This is a genomic window from Nocardioides salsibiostraticola (assembly GCF_054783655.1).
On the sequence record NZ_BAAGQD010000027.1, the window covers coordinates 55,603 to 76,219 of the forward strand.

A 20,617-nucleotide genomic window follows, 5' to 3' on the forward strand; every position below is an offset into this window, starting at 1 on the left:
TGGGGAACCACGTCGAGACCCTACGGACGCCTGATCTCACAGGTCGGGTCTCCAGACGCGCAGCGCCGCGGTGAAGCGTTGAGGATCCACCGAGCGGCCGTCGATGGTCACCGACGCCATTCCCTTGCGCAGAACCTCGACCTTCCAGTCGCGGTCACCCGGCTCTCCGGTCATCGTCAGTTGGGTGCTCTCGGCGTTGAGATAGAACGTGTGATGCCGCTCGCCGAGTACGACGTTCATCGCCCCGCGTTGGATCTGCACGCTGCTGCGTGAGGTGTTCAGGCGCAGGACCACCGCGACGGCGGCGACCACCAGCACGATCAGGGCGATCCCGACCGGGCTGACCAGGTAGCCGGTCACCGCCAGGATCACGATGCCGACCCCTCCGACCGCGGCGAAACCCGACACGATCTGTGGGGTTCGGCCGGTGACCGAGTCGGTGGTGTAGGTGCCGTCCGAGGGCCCCGTCGAGGTCGAGGCCAGCATCCGCGCCGGGGGTGGGGCCGGCACCTGCGTGGGGTACGACGTCCCGTCCTGTTCCGTGGACGGCCCGTTCGGGTCCCCAGCATCCTGCCCGGAGGCATCCACGGCGTCGTCCTCAGCGTCGCGGTCGGGGGAACCGTCGGTGGTGTCGTCGTTCTCGTGGTCGTACCACTCGGCGGCCCACATCTCGGGGCCCTCCTCGGGCGGCACCGCGTGGGGGTCGATCCAGAACTCGTCGTGGTCGGGTTCGACGGTGTCGACCATGGCGTGGGTCGAGGCCATCGCTGAGTCGAAGGCAGCCATCAGGGCGGCGTAGTCGGGGTCCTCGAGGAGGGGATCGACCTCGGGTTCGCGCTCCTGGTCGTCGTCGAAGATGGTCGGGAAGTAGGGCTCCTCCTCGACCACGGGCTCCGGCGGAGGGGGAGGGAACTCCTCGAGCGGGTCGAGCAGCCAGTCGCGGATGGCCTCACGTTCGGCGGTGTCGTCCATCGACGCCACCGGGGCGTTGAAGATGGACACGGTGGGGTGAGCCTGCTGCTCGACACTCTCGAGCCCCTCCGAGGCCTCGAAGTCGCCCAGGTCTTCGGCGTACGCCGGGTCCTCCAGGTCTCGGATGTCCTCGATACCCGACCAACCGCCGGCGACCGGGCCAGCCTCATCGTCCGCCTCGTCGTCTGCTTCGACGTCCTCGCCCTCGAGGAGGGCGGAGTGCTCGGCCTCGTCGTGGCTCGGGTCCTCGGCCTCGAGAGCAACGGCGTCCTGCGCCTCGTCCTCGGGTTCTTCGACCGGGCCGACGTCCCCGGCGTGGTCGTCCTCCACCGCGTTGTCGTTCTCAGCGGGCTCAGCCTGCTCGACGTCCTCGACGTCCTCGGTGACGTCGTCGTTCTGAACGTCCTCGACCTCGTCGGTGTCTTCGACATCCTCCAGGTCAGCGAGAGGCTCCGAAAGGTCCCCGGATGCGACGGCTTCCTGCGCAGACGAGTCGGCCATCTCGCGGTCCTGGACGTGGGACTCGAGGTCGGACACCTCTTCGCTTGAGGTCTCCTCCTGTGCCTGGTCCTCCTGTGTCTGTTCCTGCTGTGCCTGTTCCTGATGGGCCAACGCGGCTTCCGCGGACTGAAGCTGCTCGGTCAGGTGAGAGATCCGGGCGATGTCGTTGGCTGAGGCCTGCTCGAGCAGTTGGGTGGCTTGGGCTGCTTCCTCGAGTGCGAGGTTGCCCGATTCGACGGACGCCTCGAGCTCACGGATCCGTTCCTCATGGGCGGTTGGGGCCGCAGGCCCGGCCGCGGTGTCGGTGGACTCCGCCTCCCCGTCCGACTCGCTGGTCTCAACGACCGCGCTGGAGTGGAGGGCCGCGCTGGCCTCCGCGTCCGCCAGGCTCGCTTCGAGGGCGGCTACGCGGGCGGTGAGGATCTCGACCTGACCGACCGCGGCCTCGGTCTGCTCCTGGTGTTCGACGGCTTGGCGTTCCGCGGTCAGACGGGCCTCGCGGTCGTCCTGTCCGGGTGCGCCCGCGGCTGCCTTGGCCAGTTCGAGTTCGAGATCGACGCTGCGCGCGCGAGCACGGCGCAGTTGTTCGCTGAGGATGCGGACCTCGACCTCGGCGTCGGTCTGGGCGGTGAGTGCCGCCTCGATCCGGGCGACGGTCGATGCGCGTTGCTCGGCCAGCGCCTGGTCGCTCTCGGCGCGCAGGGCGGTCACCCGCGGCTCAAACTGGGTGGCCTCGTGGCGGAGCCCCTCGACCTCGAGCGACAACTCCTCGGCCTCGTTCTCGGCCACCTCGATTCGCTCGCGGGCCTCTCGGGCCTGCGCTTCCGCACTCTCGCGGATCGCGGCCTGAACCGACTCCGCTTCGTCGACGGCGTCGAGCAGAGCGGCGTTGCGGGCCGCGGCGTCGTGGACCTCGGCCTGGAGCGACTCCACCTGCGACTCGGCGGTCGCCAGGGCCGCCCGGGTGGTGTCGAGGTCGTGGCTCACCGCATCCTGTGCGGTCTGCGCCTCGGCGATCTGGTCCTCGAGCGTGGCGACCTGTCCCAGAGCGGCCTCCAGCGACACGGTCTTGTCGGCCGCGTCACTCTGCGCGCTGGACAAGACCATGCGAGCGGCGTCGAGGTCGACCTTCACGTCGCGAGCCCGGGTCGAGGCCTCGGCCAGTCGAGACTCGAGGACCGCGATCTCCTCCCGCGCGGACTCGAAGTCGGTTGCGGACCGCTGGGCCTGGTCGTTGATGGCGTCGAGTTCGTGACGCAGGGCGCCCAACTCGCTCTCGAGGTCGTGCCGCGCCGCGTTGTCCGCGACGGTCGCCTCCGCGCTGGCGGTGAGGGCGGCCTCGAGTTGTTCGCGCGTCTGTGCCAGCTCGGACTCGGTGGCCGAGGCGTTCTCCTGGGCCTCCCGGGCCTCTTCGGCAGCCTGAGTGGCGTCCGCGGTGAGTTGTTCGACCTGCGCCTCGACCTCGACCAGCCGTGCGGATTGGGCTTCGGCGCGCTCGCGTTCCTGGTCAGCGGTCTCCTGGAGCCGGGTCAGTTCGGTGGTGAGGGTGGCCACCTCACTCGCCGTGGCGTGGGCCCGCTGCGCCGTCTCGGCCTCGGCGTCCCGGGAGAGCCGAAGCTGTTCGGTCACCTCAGCGATCTCGGTCTGCAGGGCAGCGCCGCTGTCCTCGAAACGGTCGGCGTTCAGCTGGGACCGGGCGGCCTCGACGGTGAGGCGTGCGAGTTCGGCTTCGGTCCCCGCGATCTGCTCGGCCTGCTCGGCGCCGAGTAGCCGGGCTTGCTCGATCTCGGCCTGGGTCCGGGCCAGCTCGTCGGTCAGGCGGGCCAGCTCGGCCTGGGCTTCCTCGGCCCGGGCGGTGGTGGTGTCGTACTCGGCCTGAAGGTCGGCGTGCCCTTGCTGCATGGCCGCACGGTCCTGCTCGAGGGCGTCGAGTTTCGCGGTCAGATCGGCCGCGGTGGCCTGGGCCTGCTCGTGGGCCTGCTCCAGGGATCGGGCACCCTCCGCGGACACCTGGGCCAACTCGTCGGTCAGGCGGGTGACCTCGGCCTGGGCCTCCCCGGCCCGGGCGGTGGTGGTGTCGTGTTCGGCTTGGAGGTCGGTATGGCGTTGTTCGGCGGCCGTGCGGTCCTGTTCGAGGGCGTCGAGTTTCGCGGTCAGCTCGGCCGCGGTGGCCTGTGCCTGCTCGTGGGCCTGCTCCAGGGACCGCGCACCCTCTGCGGACACCTGGGCCAACTCGTCGGTCAGTCGGGTGACCTCGGCCTGGGCCTCCTCGGCGCGGGCGGTGGTGGTGTCGTGTTCGGCTTGGAGGTCGGTATGGCGTTGTTCGGCGGCCGTGCGGTCCTGTTCGAGGGCCTCGAGCTTCGCGGTCAGCTCGGCCGCGGTGGCCTGGGCCTGCACGTGGGCCTGGGCCAAGGATCGGGCCCCCTCCGCGGACACCCGGGCGAGCTCGGTGGTGAGGTTCTCGACCTCCTCGGTGCGCTCCTGCACGGTGCGCTTGAGCTCGGACAGATTCGTCTGCGCCCGCTCATAGGCCTGTTGTACGTCGAAGAGCTCGTCACGGGCCGCCGCGGCTTCCCGCTCCGCGCGGTTGCGCGCCAACTGGGCAGTCCCGGCGTCGTTGGCCTGTTCCTCGGCCGACCGGTGGGCCACGTCACGAGCGACCTGGGCGACCCGCAACTCCTCCTGGGCCTCCACCAACTTGTTCTCGGCGGCGTCGAGGCGGGACCGGAGCCGCACGATGCTGTCGTTGGAGGAGGAAGCGGAGGGCGTCGTACCCGACGTCGTATCGGCGCGCAGATCGGTGGTGACCGTGACGTCCTCGCCGCGCTCGGCCCGGGCGCTGGCCAGGGAGGCGATCGGACGTTCGTTGGCTCGCGCCTTCTGGTCGAGATCGGCAGAACGCTGCACGAAGGCCCGGGCGGACTCCTCGTCGAGCAGTTCCTCGGCCTCGTCCTGCGGCTTGCGACGAAAACGTTTCAAAACACCCGTCGTGGGCCGTTCCTCCTCGCGCCCCTCGGGGGGCGGGATCGTCACATCATCCTCAGGAGCACTCACCGTTGTGATGCTACCTACGCCAGCGGACGGTGTGTGGGCGTTCCACGCAACGAGGGCCGCAGATCAGGTTCGCTGGTACTGCACGTGCGTGTCACTCGGGTCGTGCCCGAAGCCGAGTTGGGAGTAGACGCGGATCGCGGGGGCGTTGTCGGACTCGACATAGAGCAGTACGTCGCTGGTCTCGCCGAGGTGATGGAGCCCGGCCAGGGTCAGCGTGCGGCCGAGCCCACGCCCCTGGGCCTGGGGGGACACGCCCACGACGTACACCTCACCCACCGTGGCGGAGTGTCGCTTGGTCCAGTGGAAACCCAGCAGTTCCCCGCTGCTGGGCCCCGGTGTGGTGTCGATGGCGACCAGCAGACCGGCGGGATCGAACCAGTCCTCCCCGGCACGCTGGGCGAAGTCGGCCCGGTTCATCTGGCCCTGCTCGGGGTGAGCAGCGAAGGCCTCGGCGTTCACCTGCAGCAACGCATCGAGGTCGGAGGGTACGAACGAGCGGATCTCGAGGTCGGCCGGGACCTCGGACGCGGGCAGGGGAGCGGCGTCGCGGCGCATCACCCACAGCGCGCGGGCGGCGGTGAAACCGTGCCGGTCAGCCAGTCGTACGGCGGCCGGGTGGTCACCGTGGGACCACGCGGTCCCGATCGAACCGGTTTCCAGCGCCTGGCCGAGCAGGCGTCCGCCGACCCCCTGGTTGCGGTGGTCCGGAGCCACGGTCAGGTCGAGTTGGTCACCGCGCACCAGCGCGAAGCCAGGGGCAGCGTCGTCGACGTACGCCGTCAGACCGTCCAGCCCCCGGTGCTTCAGGTGCAACGAGGCGGCCTCGTCCAACGGGTCCTGCCCGTCGGCGGCCAGGGACTCAGCCCGCACGGAGGTGATCAGGTCGAGGGTCGCGGTGGTCTGCGCATCCGGTGACATGCCCCGACCCTAGATGTGAGCTGAAGACCAGAGAAACGGTCAGGCGTCCTGGGTCTCGCCCTCGGACACCCGGGCGGAGTCCTTGCGGGTGGCCTTGTCCTTGGCGGGCAGGACGAACCGGTAACCCACGTTGCGCACGGTCCCGATGAGCATCTCGTGCTCGGAGCCGAGCTTGGCCCGCAGACGGCGCACGTGGACGTCGACGGTCCGGGTGCCCCCGAAGTAGTCGTAGCCCCAGACCTCCTGCAGCAACTGCTGGCGGTTGAAGACGCGGCCCGGGTGCTGCACGAGGAACTTCAGGAGCTCGAACTCCTTGTAGGTCAGGTCGAGGTGTCGCCCACCGACCTTGGCGGTGTACGCCGCCTCGTCCACCACGACCTCGCCGGAGCGGATGAGGTGGGAGTCGGGGTCCGCGTCGTCGCGGTCGGCACGCAGTCGCCCGATGGCGAGGCGGATCCGGGCCTCGAGCTCGGCCGGTCCGCAGGTGTAGAGCACCACGTCGTCGAAGCCCCAGTCGTGGGCGACGACGGAGAGCCCGCCCTCGGTGACGACGAGCACGACGGGGACATCGGTCCCGGTGGCGCGAATGAGCCGGCACAGGTCACGGGCCCCGGCGAGCTCGCGTCGGCCGTCGATGAGAAGGAGATCGCACTCGGGGGCCTCGAGCAGGGCGCTGCCCCCGGCGGGCAGGATCTTGACGTGATGGCCGAGCAACGTCAGCGCAGGCAGCACTTCCGCGGACGGCTCAAGAGTGTCGGTGAGCAGCAACAGTTGACTCATGGGTCTCTTCCCTTGGGAGGGTGAGACCGAAACGCAACACTGGGCTCCGGCCTGAAAGGTGGGGCAAGTTTACCCCATTCCGGCGTGACCGAGCCCGCGTCGAAAGATTTGGGACCTGCCGCCAGGGGTCGTCTCGTCGAGAGAGCGCACGCGGCCGGGGCGGGGAGGCTAACCTGAGCGCGTGTTGAGCGGTCCGGTGATCAGGTTCCTTTCGGAAGCACGGTTCCTCTCGACCGTGGCCGGCCTGGCGACGGTTCTGGTGCTCGTCCTCGCCTCCACACGGCACCCGGTGCTCGCCATCGTGGCCGTGCTCGCAGCGGCGTTCCTGGTGGTCATCGGTGCCCTCGGCGCCGAACGAACCGGGACGTTGCTGATGGTGGGGGCCTTCGCCACCGCGCCGATGTATCGCGGTCTGGAGTCGTGGACCGGCGGGTTGGTGTCGCCGACCGACCTCTTCCTCGTGACCGGGATCGTGCTCCTCGCCCCCGGGTTGCTGGAGAACCGGCTCGCCCTGCCCACTTTGTACATCGTCGGACTCGCCGGGGTGGTGGCGTTCGGTTTGGTCGGCGTGCTGGCCGCCGACGCGGCCGGGGTCAATGCGTTCCGCCTGGCCCAGTGGCTGTTCTTCCTGGGCTTCCTCCCGGCGTACGTCGCGTGGTGGCGCCCGGCGTCGGCGGTGATCGTCGCCCTGCTGTGGGCCTATCTGCTGGGCCATGCCGTCAGCACCGTCTTCGCGTTGGCCGGCGTCGGAGTGGAGGGGGACCGCTACCGGGGTCTGGCCCACCACCCGAACGCGTTCGGGTTGGCCGGTCTGGTCAGCATCGCGATGATCCTCTATCTCTTCCACCAACATCAGAACACGCGGATCCGGGCGGTCCTCTTCGGCATCGGTCTGCTCAGCTTGGCGTCCCTCAGCATGAGCGGAAGCCGCACGGCCACCGGGGTTGCCGCCGTCCTGATCATGATGATCCCGGTGGTGGAGCGGTCAGCCCCGGTCACCTTCGTGCTCGCCGGGGTGGGTGCGCTGGCACTGTTCGCAACGCCCCTCGCGGTGTCCCTGAGCGATGAAGGGTCGGCCATCAGTCGGTTGGCCGGCGGAGGATCAGCCCAACTCGCCGACGCCGAACGGCAACAGACCTTCGACGCCGGGCTGAGAACCGCTTCCGAGTCACCGTTGATCGGCACCGGCCTGGCCGGTGTGGACCCGATTCACAACATCTACCTCGAGGTGGCCGTCGCGGCGGGCGTGTTCGGCCTGCTGTCCTATCTGGTGGTGCTGTCCCTACTCGCCCGGCCCCTGTTCGGGTTCCACGAGCACCGACGGTTGGGCTACTTGGTGTGGGCGTTCCTCGGCGTGGCCGTCGGCTTGCCCGAGATCTGGGACCGGACGATCTGGGTTCCGCTGGCTCTCGCGGTGATTCCCGCCCTCGAGTCGGTTCGGAAGGGCGACCCCCCGGGCGATGCGCCCAGAAGTGTTAGTGGTCGTGGTCGCGCGGTGACAGGTCAGATCTGATCGTTTCCGCCATTCGCATCCACGAGAAGCGAGTGGCCTGCTCCCGCCCGGCCTCGATCTCGGCGGCGGACGAAGCCACGGCGCGAGCCATGGCCCGTGACACCTCGTCGGGGGCCATGGACCGCGCGAGTTGAGCGTGCCCCCCGGTGACCTCGGCCAGCGCCGCATCCGACGAGATGACCAAGGGGATACCCAACCGCAGCGCCTCGACGGCGGGGAGGCCGAAGCCTTCGAAGTCGGAGGGGAACACCACCAGACTCGCCCCCACGAACAACCGGGTGAACTGTGCATCGTCCAGCCACGGCATGAGTTCGACGCTGCGCTCCGTGCCGGCTCGTCGGACCTCCTCTCCGGCGGCCGAACGATCACTGGCACCCATCCCGACCAGACGCAGGGTCCAGTCCTCGTGGTCGCGACTGAAGTCGGTCCACGCGCGGATGACTGCGTCGGCGTTCTTGTTCGCGAAGTGACCGAACGCCAGGGCGTACGGCGGGTGGACACGTTCGGCGTCGGGCCAGGCGGTCACGTGGTCCGAACCCAACGGGGCGGCGACCCCCTTGGCGGCGGCTCGCGGGTGCCGTACACCCAGATCGGTCAAGGTACGTTCGGAGATCGTGAAGATTCGATCGGCCCGTCGCATCGACCAGGACCAGGACAGGCGTCGAGCCGCGCGCAGTCGCCGTGAGAACTGGTCGGGGCGCAACTCGTGGCGCAGGTCGTAGAGGATCACCCCGCGTCGACACCGGCTGCCGAGCAGACCGCTCGCGGGGACCCCGGAGAGCAGCGCGTCGGCACCCAGGGCGTCAGCCGCACGGCGTACGCCCGCCGACCGCAGCCAGATCCGTCCCGCTGCACCGGGGACCGGCGGCTGCAGTGCTTCCACCTCGACACCCGACGGTGCGGTGAAGGCCGGCCCCTCGGGGCCGGACAGCACGGTGATCGTGTCGTCGGGATACGCGCCTCGCCAGGCACGCAGGAGATGCTCGATCAGGATCGCCGAACTGCCGGTCTGGACGGCCACGCAGTCGACGACTAGGTGCACGTGGGTGTCTGTCCCGTGGTCGACCACCGGGTGAGACCCGGGTCGCCGCCTAGGCGCGTGCTCAACATGGCGCCGATCCTAGGGCTAGGGTTCGCCGGATGAAGCTGAGTCTCAAGGATGTGCCCGAGAAGGCCAAGCGGCGTGTGTCCTGGCTGGTCCGTGACCGGTTGATGCCTGATCGGCATGTCGTCCGAGACGTCCAGGGAGTCTCCTTGACCCTGCCCTGGTCGCATCGGTTGCCCGACTACGCCGGCCCCGGGTCGGCGTACGGGCAGAATCTGGTGGAGTTGGCCCGGCTGATGGGGGAGCAGGGTCCGTTGACCGTGCTGGACATCGGCGCCAACGTGGGGGACTCGGCTCTGCAGATCCTCCACGCCGTCGACGCTCGGGTGCTGTGCGTCGAGGGCGACCCGTTCTACCTCGATTTCCTTCACCTCAACACCTCCTCCGACGACCGGGTCAGCGTGGTGGAGGCGTTGCTCGCCGTCCCCCAGTCGGTCGGGGCCGCAACCGCGGTACGCACGGGCGGCACGACCCGTTTCACCCACGGGGAGGAGGCCACCGGGTTGCCGGAGGTCACCGCCTCCGCGCTGAGGGCCCAACACCCCGACTTCGAGGACCTGCGGCTGATCAAGTCCGACACCGACGGGTACGACGTGGCCCTGGTCCCGGTCGTGGCACAGGAGTGGGCGCACAGCAAACCGGTCGTGTTCTTCGAGTACGACCCCTACCTCACGCGCATCGCCGGTCTGGACCCGATGGCGGTGTGGTCCGAGCTGGCGGATCTGGGGTACGACCGCGTCGCTGTCTGGGACAACGGCGGCGCCCTCCTCGGCCTGAGCTCCACGGTCGACGTGGTCTCCCGCGCACAGACCCTCGCCGAACCCCTCAAGGGCCGCCCGGGCAAGCGGATCTACTGGGACGTCGCGGCCGTACACGCCGAGGACGCTCAGGGGATGGCCGCGCTCAGCGCCCTGCCCGTCGACTCAAGCCGGTGGTGAAGCCGGTGTCGGTCGGCTGATCCGCTGCCGGAGTTCGTTGCGGGTACGCCGAGCCGATCGTCCGGCCCGAACGAGCCAGGACGAGAAGATCAGCCGGGTTCGCCAGCTGATGGTCCCGCGGTAGAAGAGGTGCCAGTTGGCGCCGTTGCTGATCACCTCATAGCCCAGGTGGTGAGCGAGGATCCTCAGTGAACCCGGGGTGTGGAAGGTGATGTGCTGGCCCACCTCGGGCATGTAGTACCACCAGTCAGCCACCCGGGGCGTGGGCGTCGGCAGGGTCTCGGTCGTCAGCAGCAGGCGGTCCGTACGACTCGCGAGTCCGGCCAGTTCGACGCGAGGATCCTCCAGGTGTTCGAAGACCTCGAAGGCCGTGATGAGGTCGAACCGGCCCTCACCCTGGTCGCGGAAGTCGAGCGCGAAGACCGGTTGGGCGTACTCGTCGTACTGCCAGAAATCCAAGCCGCGGTCCCGCATCGCCTGGGTGAACACTCCGTAGCCGCCGGCCCAGTCGAGGAACCGACCCGACTGGAGTCCCTCGGCACGGATCACGGCGCTCGTGATGGCGCTGAGGCGACGGGCCCGACGGAGCAGTCCGTTGTCGGCACCGTGGATGGCGCTCGTGTAGGCCTCCTCCAGCCAGGGTGTCGGTCGCGTGGCGACCAGACCGCAGGTCGGGCACTGGTGGTAGTCCGCCGGGTGGGTGTCCATGATGACCGCGGAGTCGAAGGCCGCCATGGGGTCGTCGCACACGGGGCAGGGCGTCGGTTCACTCATCGAACTTCACTCCCGGTGCGCTGAGGGCGTTCTCGTGGAGGGCGGCGGACACGCTGCGGGCGATCTTGAGGCGACCCGCGTAGGCGTAGTGCTCGGTCCCGTTGGGGCTGAATTCGAAGTCGTGATCCTCCAGGTCCGGTTCGGTGACGGTGAGGTCGGAGGCGTCGCTCTGCAGCGCCTGCTTCACCAGTCGCCAGTTCTCCAGGACGTGCGGAGTGAACTCGCCGGGGTACAACTCCTCGCCGTGGGCGATGGGGGGGCGCCCCCAGTAGGCGACGGCCGGTACGCCGTACTCGGTGAGCTGTCGGCCCAATGCAGCGACCTCGTCGAGGCCAGCGTTGTCGGGGGTCACGGTCTCACCATGGAAGTAGTCGAACAGACGACGGCGGCGCTCGAGGGGCCAGGGGTGCGGACCGGACCCCTTCATCTCCATGACGAACGACCCGATGGTGCTGGGCCCGCCCCACCGGGTCGTGACCGGCAGGTCGTAGAACGTTTGGTACTCCGCGGGCCGTGGGTCCGATCCGCGACCCAGTGAGCGGAGTCGCTTCTCGGCGTTGGCGCTCTCGACGAGGGCCTGCCGGAAGGTTTCGTAGTGGTAGAGGGGGTGCTCACGCACGTGGAGGCTGGTGGTGGTGCGGATGACCGTCGAGACGACGACAGCCTGGGGACGGACGGAAAGGGTCTCGAGCCAGCGCAGGACCGCGACGTAGGCCAACGCACTGAAACCCGGTGCCGCCAGCGACACGACACGAACGCCACCCGTCTCCCGGGCGATGAGCGCGTCGATCATGGAACGGTCGGTGTCGTGGGCAGCAGCGGTGAGGCACGTGCTGTCGCCCAGGACCAGGACGTCGACCTCGCCTCGAACCAGGTGTCGTCGTACGTGCTGGAGTTGCCGGAGCTGTTCGTTCACGAGGCGCCGACGCGCTCGGGACACGCGCGATCGAATCTGGTTACCGGCCACGGCCAGAACCTAGTCCACTTCCGCTCTCGAAATGGGCAGGTCCAGGATCGTCGTCTGTCACCATGACCCGGTGAAGCACTCCGGTGGGAGAAGGTGTTGGTGAGGCGTGCGCCGATCGCGTCGGCGGGGCGGCGTACGAGCCTGGTCACCCTGGACCAAGCGCTCTCCAGTGCATCGAACCTGTTGGTCGTCCTGGTTGCCGCCCATGTCCTGGCTCCGGCCGACTTCGGCCGGTTCAGCCTGATCCTGCTGATCTACGCCTTCGCTCTGGGCCCCACCCGGGCGATGATCTCGATCCCGGCGCTGGTGCATCCCGAGGACGCGGACGGCCGGACCTGGGCGGTGCTGGGCAGCGCCGTGATGCTGGCGTTGGCCGGGGGTGCCCTGTGTCTGCTGGCCGGGTTGGCACTTCTCCTTGCGGGCTCGTCCATGGGCGTTCCGGTCATGTTCCTGGCTGCGGCTCTTCCGTTCCTGCAGGTGCACGACGTCGCGCGTTTCATCTCCATCAGCCGCGCCATGCCGGGTCAGGCGATCGTGTTGGACCTGATCTGGCTGACCCTGATGGTCGCCGCGGCGAGCGCCGTTGGGTTCTTCGCCTCGTTCAGCCTGCTACCTCTCCTGCTGGTCTGGGGGCTCTCGGGTGCCGCGGCCTCACTCTGGGTGCTGACCTACGGACTTCCGACCGCGCAGGATCTGACGCTGGGCTGGCTCAAGGAGCGGTGGAACTTCTCCTGGCGTTCCCTGGTGGGTGACCTCACCGCCTCCGGAGGTGCCCTGCTGGGGGCCTCCCTGATGATCCTGGTCAGTAGCCCGGTCGCGGTCGCCGCGGTCCGCGCCTCCCTGTTGCTGGGACGACCGGCGAGTGCGCTGCAGGCCGCGGTGTCGACGTCGATGACCACCGATGTGGCCCGGGACCAGCCCGAGGATCGGGGCCTTCGTCGACGTCAGCGTCGCGCGTTGATGCTCACCGGCACCGTCGCGTTGGCGAACCTCGCGGTGCTCCTGTTGTTGCCCGACGAGATCGGGGCGCGCCTCCTGGGAAACATCTGGACCCTCATCGATCCGTTGCGGCTGCCGATCGGGTTGTCGATCATCGCGGCGGCCCTGCCGAGTGGTGTTCGGGCGGCGCTCCTGGGGCGTCGTCAGTTCAAGGCATCCATGCGCGCGGACATCGTGGGTTCGGTGCTGCTGGTCTGCGGCATGGTGGGCGGCGCCGTCATCAACGATGCCTCCGGAGCCGTGTGGGGCCTGGTGATCGGTCAGCTCCTGACGGCCACCTTCTGGTGGTTCTCCTTCGAGCAGCACATGCGATCACCCGACAAGGCGGCCACGGTCCCCGGCTAGCCCGTCAGGTCGTCGGGGTCGATCGCCGGAACAGGTAGAACTTGTCGTCGACGTCGATGAGTTCGCGCAGTTCGTCGTTCTCGTGGGTCCACGAACTGTCCACCAACTCATAGCCGGCGTCGAGCACGAGCGGCATGAAGTCCCGCTTGGATCCGTCCACTTCGGTGCTGAGGAGCTCCGGGGGGCTGTTGGGCACGATGAGCAGCCACTCGATCTGCCGCTCGGCGATGCGCTGCAGCCACCACTCGATGGCTTGCAGCGAGCACTCCGCGAAGCTGTGGATGTTGACGCAGATGTCGTAGCGATCCGCCAGGGTCTCGTGCTCGTCGAGGCGCACGGTCCGGACCGATTCGGGAGCCTCACGGAACCGCAGGTAGTAGTCACACAGGAAGGTGGAGGTGGCCACACCATCGATGCAGTCGTAGGCCTCGAGATTGTCCAGGGCCGTCGACATCCGGTAGGCCAGACGGCCGTAGCCGGCGCCGATGTCCAGGACGCGTAGTCCGGGAATCTCACTCAGGCCGGTGTGCTTCTCCAGGTAGTTGATCTCGTTGACGCTGTCCAGCAGGTCGCGGCTGACCGGTGGCCGTTGGCCGTAGGTGAACAGCCAGGCCCCGAAGAGAGCGTCCTCGGGGAGACGGCGCAGGAGGCCCAACGTGTCGCGGCCCTCGACATCGAGCAACTGGAGGTACATCCGGGCCCGGGCCGCGGTCCGGAGTTGCCGGAACTGCCACACGTAGGCGTTGTCCCCTCGGAACCACGCCATCGAGAGGCTCTTCTTCAAGAAGCCGGCTCGCCACTGGCTGTGGGCCGTGGCGGGGATATCGAGGGCGGCGTACGCCTGCTCGAGCCCGATCAGCTCCGGGTTGTCGCTGCGCAGGGTCGACTCGGCGTTGTCGGGCAGGGGCAGTTCGTCGTTGTAGGAGACCTGGACGTAGCGCCGGCCCTCGTCGTCGATGCGTTTGACGTCGAGGCCGGCCTTGGCGGCGCCGGCACGCGCGTGCTTGAACGCCCAGGCTTTGGTGCGGTGCGCATCGGTGCGTCGAGCCTTGGCGATGAGGGGGCGAAGGGGGGAGTTGGTCGGCATGGTGGGTCACCCTAGTGCCGCGTGAGCATCCGTCGTTGGGAATCGCAATCAGTGGAATGCTGTGCCTCCGCGCCGGTCGGCGACACCGAGCGACATCAGGCATGACCTGCAGGAACGACATGCAGGCATGATCAGGCAATCGACGAGGACGTGACGTGCTGGAAACCCCCGTGGTGCTGTTCGCCTTCAACCGGCCGCAGCTGACGCGCGACACCCTGGCCGCCGTACGACGGGCGCGTCCGGATCGCCTGTTCCTCATCGTCGACGGCCCACGGGCTGCGGTGCCCAGCGACCAGGCGGCCTGTGCGGCGACGCGCGAAGAGCTCGATGAGATCGACTGGCCCTGCACGGTCGAGCGACGGTACGCCGAGGAGAACCTCGGGTGCGAGGCGAATGTGGAGCTCGGTCTGGACTGGGTCTTCGCCCAGGTTCCCGAGGCCATCGTGCTCGAGGACGACTGTCTGGCCGACCCGACCTTCTTCGACTACTGCGTCGAACTGCTCGACCGTTATCGGGACGATCCGCGGGTCTGGCAGATCTCCGGAAGCGGGCTCGGGGTCCCCGAGCCCTTGTTCGAGGGTCGGAGCTATGCGTTCACCGCGTGGGCCAGTGTGTGGGGGTGGGCGACCTGGAGTGACCGGTGGCAACAGCACCGTGAGGTGTTCACGCGGAGCCACGTCGGGCCAGACGGGGGTCGTCCCGAGCGGGTGACACCCGCCGCCCCCCAGCCGGGATTGTTGGTGACCAGGTCGGGGGAGCATCACTTCGCCGAGGCTGCGGTCTCGCTGGACACGATCACGCACGGCTGGGACAAGCACTGGTGGCTCACGATGATGACGCACGGAAGGTTCGCGGCCTCGCCTGCGGTGAACCTCGTCCAGAACCTCGGGTGGGGCCCCGACGCCACCCACGGCGTGAACTCGGCGCGTCGCGACCAGCCGCGCACGTCCATGGGGTTCCCGCTGGTTCACCCCACCAACGTCGCCCTCGACGTCGAGGTGGAACGGGAGCTGGAACTCGTCCTCAGCCGGGTGGGGGGCCGCACCGCTCGGATCGCGCGACGACTCGTCCGTCATTCTCGGTTGCGTCGCACCGCTCGCCGGATCGCGGACAGCGGAAGTTTCGCTCGTGTCTCCCGGACCATCTCTCGTTTCACCGATCGGAGCCATCGTGGCTGATCCGCTGTTCCAGACCCCCGTGGTGTTGGTCGGCTTCAACCGACCGGACGTCACCCGACGCAACGTCGCGGCGCTCCAGGCGCTGCGCCCGGCCGAGGTCTTTCTCATCCTCGACGGCCCCCGGTCCACGCACCCCGAGGACCAGGCGCGGTGTGAGGAGGTCCGCCGGCTGGTGACCAGCCAGGACTGGCCTGGCCGCGTGCACACCCGGTTCGCGGAGCGGAACCTCGGTCTCGAGGCCAACATCGAGCTGGGGATGGACTGGGTCTTCGACCAGGTCGACCGCGCCATCGTCATGGAGGACGACTGCATCGGCGACCGGTCCTTCTTCACCTTCTGCGAAGAACTGCTCGACCGGTACGCCGACGAGCCGCGGGTCTGGCAGATCGCGGGCGACAACAAGGGCGTCCCAGCCGAATTCTTCGCCGAACGCAGCTACGCCTTCAGCACCTGGGCGAGCGTGTGGGGGTGGGCCACCTGGGCAGATCGGTGGCAGGCGCACCGCGCGAGCTTCGACCGGGACCACGCCGGCGCCGAGGAGCGAGTGGGCATGACCCCCCGCACCGCCCGCAGCCGACGCAGGACCCCGGTCGTGCCCCACCCGGAGGCGTTGGTCACCGAGGCGGCACGCAAGCACTTCGCAGTGGTGGCCCAGGAGGAGAACGGAGACCTGCGCGGGTGGGACCACCACTGGTGGGTCACGATCATGTCCCAGCACGGCCTCTCGGTGACTCCTGCCCTCAACCTGGTCGAGAACGACGGGTACGGCGCGGACGCGACGCACACCCACTCGGCCAAGGAACCGGTGCCCGCCCAACCGATGTCCTTCCCCCTGGTGCACCCGCCGGAGGTCCGCCTCGACGACGAGGTCGAGAAGGAGTTGGAACTCCACCTGCTGCGGATCGACGGACAGTGGTCCCGGTGGGCCCGGCAGGTGATCCGACCCCTGTGGATGCGGGCGGCGGTCCGTCGGGTGATCACCTTCCCCCCGGTGTGGCGTGTGGTCTCGCGGGTGGTCTCCCGATGACCCTGCCGGCCTGGCTGCGTCCGTGGTGGCGCTACTTCAAACTCGTGCACCGCTTCCTCACCCGGACCAGCGGCTTCGGGTTCCGTCTCATCTCGCCGCTGGTCGGCCGCCGGGGGCTGCCGCGCAGCGCTGCGGCCACGTCCGCCCAGGCGGCTCAACGATCCGGCGTGACCCTGCACGAGGGGGCTCCGGAGGTGACGCTGACGCGATCGGAGACGGTCGGGAGCCCCGCCGACCATCCCGTGTTCGCGGGGGCCCGGACGGCGACCATCCCCGCGGCGTACTGCCTCGAGGTGCAGGGCGGCATGGTGAGCGGCCGGCACGGAGCCGTGATCACCCCGGGCAAGGTGCTCGATCACCAGACCAGTCCGTACTTCGGGGTCACCGACTGGCGTGAGCACCCGCTGTTCCTGCGCCCGACCCTGGGGAGCCTCGAGCACCTGCCCGGGAACACGCTCACCCTGACCGCGCGGGGCACGGACTCGAACTACTACCACTTCATGTACGACGCGATCGGGCGGCTCGGGGTCTTCGAGGAGACCTGTCCGGGGACCCCGATCAACACCGTCGTCGTCCCGCACCAGACCCGCTACCAGCGGCAGCTCCTCGAGCTGGTTGGCCTGACGGGACCGTTCGTCCAGCCGCGAGTCGGCATCACGGTCGTCGCGGACACCCTGTGGGCACCCAGCCATCCCAACTGGGCGCTGGACGCACCGCCGAGCACGGTGTCGTGGTTGCGGGAACGACTCCTCGCCCCGAACCGTGAAGCGGCTTCGTCGCGGCTCTACCTCACCCGCGGGACGGCGCCGAACACCCGTCGCTACATCGAGGAGGCGGCACTGTTGCCGCACCTGGAGAAGCGTGGTTTCCGGTGCGTGGATCCCGGACAGTTCAGCGTCCGGGAGCAGATCGATCTGTTCTCGACCGCGGAGGTCATCGTCGCCCCGCACGGTGCGGCGCTCACGAACCTGACCTTCGCGCCGCCCGGGGTCAAGGTGCTGGAGATGTTCGCCGCCAGCTACGTGCACCTGGGCCTGTGGGCCATCGGCCAGGCCATCGAGGCCGACTACCGCTACCTCGTGGCGGACCCGTCGCGCGAGCCCACCCACAACTCGGGCGTCCTCGACGACGTCTCGATCCCGGTGGCGGAGGTTCTCGATGCCCTGGACGATCTGCTCGGGTGACCCGGTCGCGGGGGATAGGGTCCCGGCCATGAGCATCGAGGCGCCGGTGTGCACCGTGGGCCCTGCCGGGGGTGAAGGCTGACGTGGCGCTCCTCTCCGTCAGCGAGCGCGACCCGAGCATGCGCACGGTGCAGTGTGACCTGTGCGGTCTGCCGCTGATCATCACGAACACCGAGCCCGTGATCGCCCGCCAGGGGTGGCGGCTCACCAGCCGCGGTGCGTCGTACGACGCGTGCCCCCAGTGTCAGGAGGAGCGGTCCAGTCGGGCGCCCCTCGAGCGGCGACGCGAGGGCTGGGAGCCCCCGGTGACGGGCGGACGGCTCCCGAACCTGCTGCTCATCGGGGCGGCCAAGGCCGGCACGACGAGCATGCACGCCTATCTCGACGAGCACCCCGACATCTTCATGGCCACCTGGAAGGAGCTGCGGTTCTTCACCGACCCCGATCACCTGTCGTGGTTGGAGACCTACCGTCAACAGTTCGCCTCGCCGGCCACCATCGTGGGGGAGAGCTCCACGATGTACACCCGGTCACCGGCACTCCCGGGGGTGGCCGGGCGGGCCGCCGACCTGGTGCCCGACGCGAAGTTGATCTACCTGGTGCGGGACCCGGTCGCACGAGCCATCGCCTCCTACACCGAGGAGCGGTTCCACGGGCTCGAGCCACGCAGCATCGACGATGCCTTCGCCGATCTGGACGATCCCTACAACCCCTACGTGGCGGCGAGCCGCTACGCCGAACAGCTCGAGCCCTACCTGCTCCGGTTCCCACGAGACCAGATCCTCCTGCTGTCCCTGAAGGATCTCGGCGACCAGCCGGCCCGCACGATGTCGCAGGTCTTCACGTTCTTGGGGGTGGACCCCGAGCCGGTGGTCGACGTCGACGCCCGGCACAACGACCTCTCCACCAAGGTCGAGTACTCCGGTTGGGCCGCCCGAGCCCGACGAGGAGCCCCGGGTCGTGCCCTGCGACGGTTGCCCCCCGGGCTCCGGGACCGCCTGTCCGGGCCCGTACGCCGTCGCCTCGCGTCCCCGATGGAGCGGCCCACGCTGTCCCCCGAGCTCGAGGGCCGGCTGCGAGAGGTCCTCGCGCCGGATGCCCAGCGATTCCGGGAGCTCAGCGGACTCGAACTGGCCGACTGGTCGGTCTGAGCTGTTTCGCGACCTGGCCGGACCCGGTCAGTGCGTGGGGGCCTCGAGATAGCCCTCGAGGTGGGCCTCGAGGTAGTCCACCGACTCCTCGACCCCTGTGCGCAGCCGCTTGAGGTCGACTCGTGCCATGTGAGTGATCACGTCCTCGAAACTGATCCTGGTGGCGCGGATAGAGGTGGCCGACAACCCGTCGGCCGCGGGGGACAGGTCCTGGGCGTCCGCGGGTCGGAGCAGGGCAGGATCGTGGTCGACGTACTGCATCGGGTCGGAGAGCCCGACCGCGCCGAACGCGACCTGGATCAGGTCGGTCAGCGAGTGGGTGACTCCGGTGGAGATGACCACGTCGCCCGGGCGCTCCTGCGCCGCCAGCCGAGCGGGCAGGCCGCTCAACAGTTCGGCGTACTCCTGCGCCGATCCCCAGTCCCGGACGACGTCCAGGTTGCCCAGGCTCAACCGGTCGCTGCGGCCGAGGCTGATCTCGGCGGCGGCGCGGGTGATCTTGCGGGTCACGAACCGCGACGGCCGTAGCGGGCTCTCGTGGTTGTGCAGGATCGCGGAGCAGGCGCGCAAGCCGTGATCGCGGCGAGCCGCGTCCACGGCGGCTCGGGCCCGGGACTTGGACCGGGCGTAGGGGCTGTCCGGGGCCTCACCGAGCTCCTCGGCGGAGGATGCCTGGACGAAGGTGACGTCGACCGAGAGGTCATCGCGGTACTGCGTCACGGCGTCCAACATCTGCTCGACCGCGACCGCGTTGACCTGCTCGACCAGTTCAGGCTCACCCCAACTGGCGCCCACCGAGGTGAACCCAGCCAGGTTGAAGATCTGCTGGGGACGGACCCGTCGCACCAGTTCGGCGAAGCCGGCTCCGTCGAGCAGGTCGAGGGGGACCACCTCGACGTCGGTCAGGTACGCCGCACGGGGATCGGCGTCGGTCCACCCCGGGCGGACGGTCCCCACCACGCGGGCGCCCTCACGCGCCAGCAGGCGGGACAGGTAGATCCCGTCCTGACCCGCGGCCCCGGTGACGACCACCGTCGGGTGGTCAGACTGCGGCTGCGACATCAGGGACCGCTCAGTCCGGACGATGGGTGTCGCGGCGCAGATCGTTCATGATCGAGATGTCGGCGTCGACCATCAGCCGAGCCAGGTCGTGCACCTGGGTCTGCGGCACCCACCCCAGGGTGTCGCGCGCCAGGCTGGCGTCGCCGATGAGGGCGTCGACCTCGGTGGGTCGCTCGTAGCGTTCGTCGAGGATGACGTAGTCCTGCCAGTCGAGACCGACATGTTCGAAGGCGAACTCACAGAACTCGCGCACGGTGGTGCCGACCCCGGTGGCCAGCACGTAGTCGCGCGGGGTGTCCTCCTGGAGCATCAACCACATGCCCTCGACGTACTCCTTGGCGTAGCCCCAGTCGCGGACCGCGTCGAGGTTGCCGAGCATGAGGATGTCCTGGACCCCGGCCTGGATGGCGGCCACGGCCTTGGTGATCTTGCGGGTCACGAAGCTCTCCCCACGACGGGGCGACTCGTGGTTGAAGAGGATCCCGGAGACGGCGTACAGGTCGTAGGCCTCGCGGTAGTTGATGGTGCTCCAGTGCGCGTAGAGCTTCGCCGCGCCGTACGGCGAGCGTGGGTAGAACGCGGTGCCCTCACTCTGGGGAGGCGGGGTCGCGCCGAACATCTCGGAGGTCGAGGCCTGGTAGAACCGGGCCTGGGGCGCCGAGGACCGGATCGCCTCGAGGAGTCGGACGGTGCCGATCCCGTCCGCCGAGGCGGTGTACTCCGGCATCTCGAAGGACACCTTGACGTGGCTCTGCGCGGCCAGGTTGTAGACCTCGTCGGGTTGGATCTCCCGGACCAGGTTGCTCAGGCTGATGCCGTCGGTCATGTCGCCGTAGTGCAGGAAAAGGCGCTGACCCATCTCCTGGTCCAGGTAGATGGGGTCGATCCGCTGCCGGTTGAAGACCGAGGAGCGGCGTACGAGCCCGTGCACCTCATAGCCCTTGCTCAGCAGGAACTCGGCCAGATAGGAGCCGTCTTGACCCGTGATGCCGGTGATGAAGGCGGTGCGATTCAACAGATGCCTACTTCGTTGAGGGGGGTACGAACAGGTTTTGGACGAAT

General features: G+C 69.0%; 16 protein-coding genes. 7 read left to right on the plus strand and 9 right to left on the minus strand.

Annotation, left to right across the window (positions count from 1 at the left end; genetic code table 11):
• Positions 1-36: 36 nt before the first annotated feature.
• From ACYVLV_RS18115 to ACYVLV_RS18125, 3 genes are all read right to left on the minus strand, one after another.
• Positions 37-4,527, minus strand: coding sequence for a hypothetical protein (locus tag ACYVLV_RS18115; protein ID WP_460812400.1), 4,491 nt, complete (start codon positions 4,525-4,527; stop codon positions 37-39).
• A gap of 63 nt (positions 4,528-4,590) precedes the next feature.
• Entirely contained in the window at positions 4,591-5,445 is an 855-nt protein-coding gene (gene mshD / locus ACYVLV_RS18120) for a mycothiol synthase (protein ID WP_460812404.1), read from the minus strand.
• A gap of 39 nt (positions 5,446-5,484) precedes the next feature.
• A complete protein-coding gene (locus tag ACYVLV_RS18125; RefSeq protein ID WP_460812407.1) occupies positions 5,485-6,225 on the minus strand; it encodes a response regulator transcription factor in 741 nt (246 codons plus the stop codon).
• 181 nt (positions 6,226-6,406) lie between these two features.
• On the opposite strand from ACYVLV_RS18125, the gene ACYVLV_RS18130 reads away from it, so the two are divergent.
• Complete coding sequence (locus ACYVLV_RS18130; protein ID WP_460812409.1) at positions 6,407-7,738, plus strand: O-antigen ligase family protein; 1,332 nt, start codon at positions 6,407-6,409, stop codon at positions 7,736-7,738.
• Here ACYVLV_RS18130 and ACYVLV_RS18135 read toward each other — a convergent pair.
• Positions 7,701-8,759 carry a glycosyltransferase gene (locus ACYVLV_RS18135; RefSeq protein WP_460812411.1) on the minus strand — a complete coding sequence of 353 codons (1,059 nt, stop codon included), beginning with the start codon at positions 8,757-8,759 and terminating at the stop codon, positions 7,701-7,703. The genes ACYVLV_RS18130 and ACYVLV_RS18135 overlap by 38 nt on opposite strands.
• A gap of 119 nt (positions 8,760-8,878) precedes the next feature.
• On the opposite strand from ACYVLV_RS18135, the gene ACYVLV_RS18140 reads away from it, so the two are divergent.
• Positions 8,879-9,781 (plus strand): FkbM family methyltransferase, encoded by a 903-nt coding sequence (locus ACYVLV_RS18140; protein WP_460812413.1) that lies wholly within the window; start codon positions 8,879-8,881, stop codon positions 9,779-9,781.
• On the opposite strand, the gene ACYVLV_RS18145 is transcribed toward ACYVLV_RS18140, so the two are convergent.
• Both ACYVLV_RS18145 and ACYVLV_RS18150 read right to left on the minus strand, forming a co-directional pair.
• On the minus strand, positions 9,767-10,555 hold the full coding sequence (locus ACYVLV_RS18145; RefSeq protein ID WP_460812415.1) for a class I SAM-dependent methyltransferase: 789 nt from the start codon (positions 10,553-10,555) through the stop codon (positions 9,767-9,769). The two genes, ACYVLV_RS18140 and ACYVLV_RS18145, sit on opposite strands and share 15 nt — an antisense overlap.
• On the minus strand, positions 10,548-11,471 hold the full coding sequence (locus ACYVLV_RS18150; protein WP_460812417.1) for a hypothetical protein: 924 nt from the start codon (positions 11,469-11,471) through the stop codon (positions 10,548-10,550). The genes ACYVLV_RS18145 and ACYVLV_RS18150 overlap by 8 nt, the downstream gene beginning before the upstream one ends.
• A 150-nt stretch (positions 11,472-11,621) precedes the next feature.
• On the opposite strand from ACYVLV_RS18150, the gene ACYVLV_RS18155 reads away from it, so the two are divergent.
• A complete protein-coding gene (locus tag ACYVLV_RS18155; protein ID WP_460812419.1) occupies positions 11,622-12,866 on the plus strand; it encodes an MATE family efflux transporter in 1,245 nt (414 codons plus the stop codon).
• Positions 12,867-12,870: 4 nt separating this feature from the next.
• On the opposite strand, the gene ACYVLV_RS18160 is transcribed toward ACYVLV_RS18155, so the two are convergent.
• A complete protein-coding gene (locus ACYVLV_RS18160; protein ID WP_460812421.1) occupies positions 12,871-13,953 on the minus strand; it encodes a putative sugar O-methyltransferase in 1,083 nt (360 codons plus the stop codon).
• A 155-nt stretch (positions 13,954-14,108) separates the two neighbouring features.
• Here ACYVLV_RS18160 and ACYVLV_RS18165 point away from each other — a divergent pair, with 155 nt between their 5' ends.
• From ACYVLV_RS18165 to ACYVLV_RS18180, 4 genes are all read left to right on the plus strand, one after another.
• A complete protein-coding gene (locus ACYVLV_RS18165; RefSeq protein WP_460812423.1) occupies positions 14,109-15,131 on the plus strand; it encodes a hypothetical protein in 1,023 nt (340 codons plus the stop codon).
• Positions 15,124-16,158 (plus strand): glycosyltransferase family protein, encoded by a 1,035-nt coding sequence (locus tag ACYVLV_RS18170; RefSeq protein WP_460812425.1) that lies wholly within the window; start codon positions 15,124-15,126, stop codon positions 16,156-16,158. Before ACYVLV_RS18165 ends, ACYVLV_RS18170 begins: the two co-directional genes overlap by 8 nt.
• Positions 16,155-17,342: a glycosyltransferase family 61 protein gene (locus ACYVLV_RS18175; protein WP_460812427.1), complete on the plus strand. Its 1,188-nt coding sequence runs from the start codon at positions 16,155-16,157 to the stop codon at positions 17,340-17,342. The genes ACYVLV_RS18170 and ACYVLV_RS18175 overlap by 4 nt, the downstream gene beginning before the upstream one ends.
• Before the next feature lie 83 nt (positions 17,343-17,425).
• Positions 17,426-18,493: a sulfotransferase family protein gene (locus ACYVLV_RS18180; RefSeq protein ID WP_460812429.1), complete on the plus strand. Its 1,068-nt coding sequence runs from the start codon at positions 17,426-17,428 to the stop codon at positions 18,491-18,493.
• Between the two features lie 27 nt (positions 18,494-18,520).
• On the opposite strand, the gene ACYVLV_RS18185 is transcribed toward ACYVLV_RS18180, so the two are convergent.
• Positions 18,521-19,555 carry a GDP-mannose 4,6-dehydratase gene (locus ACYVLV_RS18185; RefSeq protein ID WP_460812431.1) on the minus strand — a complete coding sequence of 345 codons (1,035 nt, stop codon included), beginning with the start codon at positions 19,553-19,555 and terminating at the stop codon, positions 18,521-18,523.
• 10 nt (positions 19,556-19,565) lie between these two features.
• Entirely contained in the window at positions 19,566-20,570 is a 1,005-nt protein-coding gene (gene gmd / locus ACYVLV_RS18190) for a GDP-mannose 4,6-dehydratase (RefSeq protein WP_460812433.1), read from the minus strand.
• Positions 20,571-20,617 lie beyond the last annotated feature (47 nt).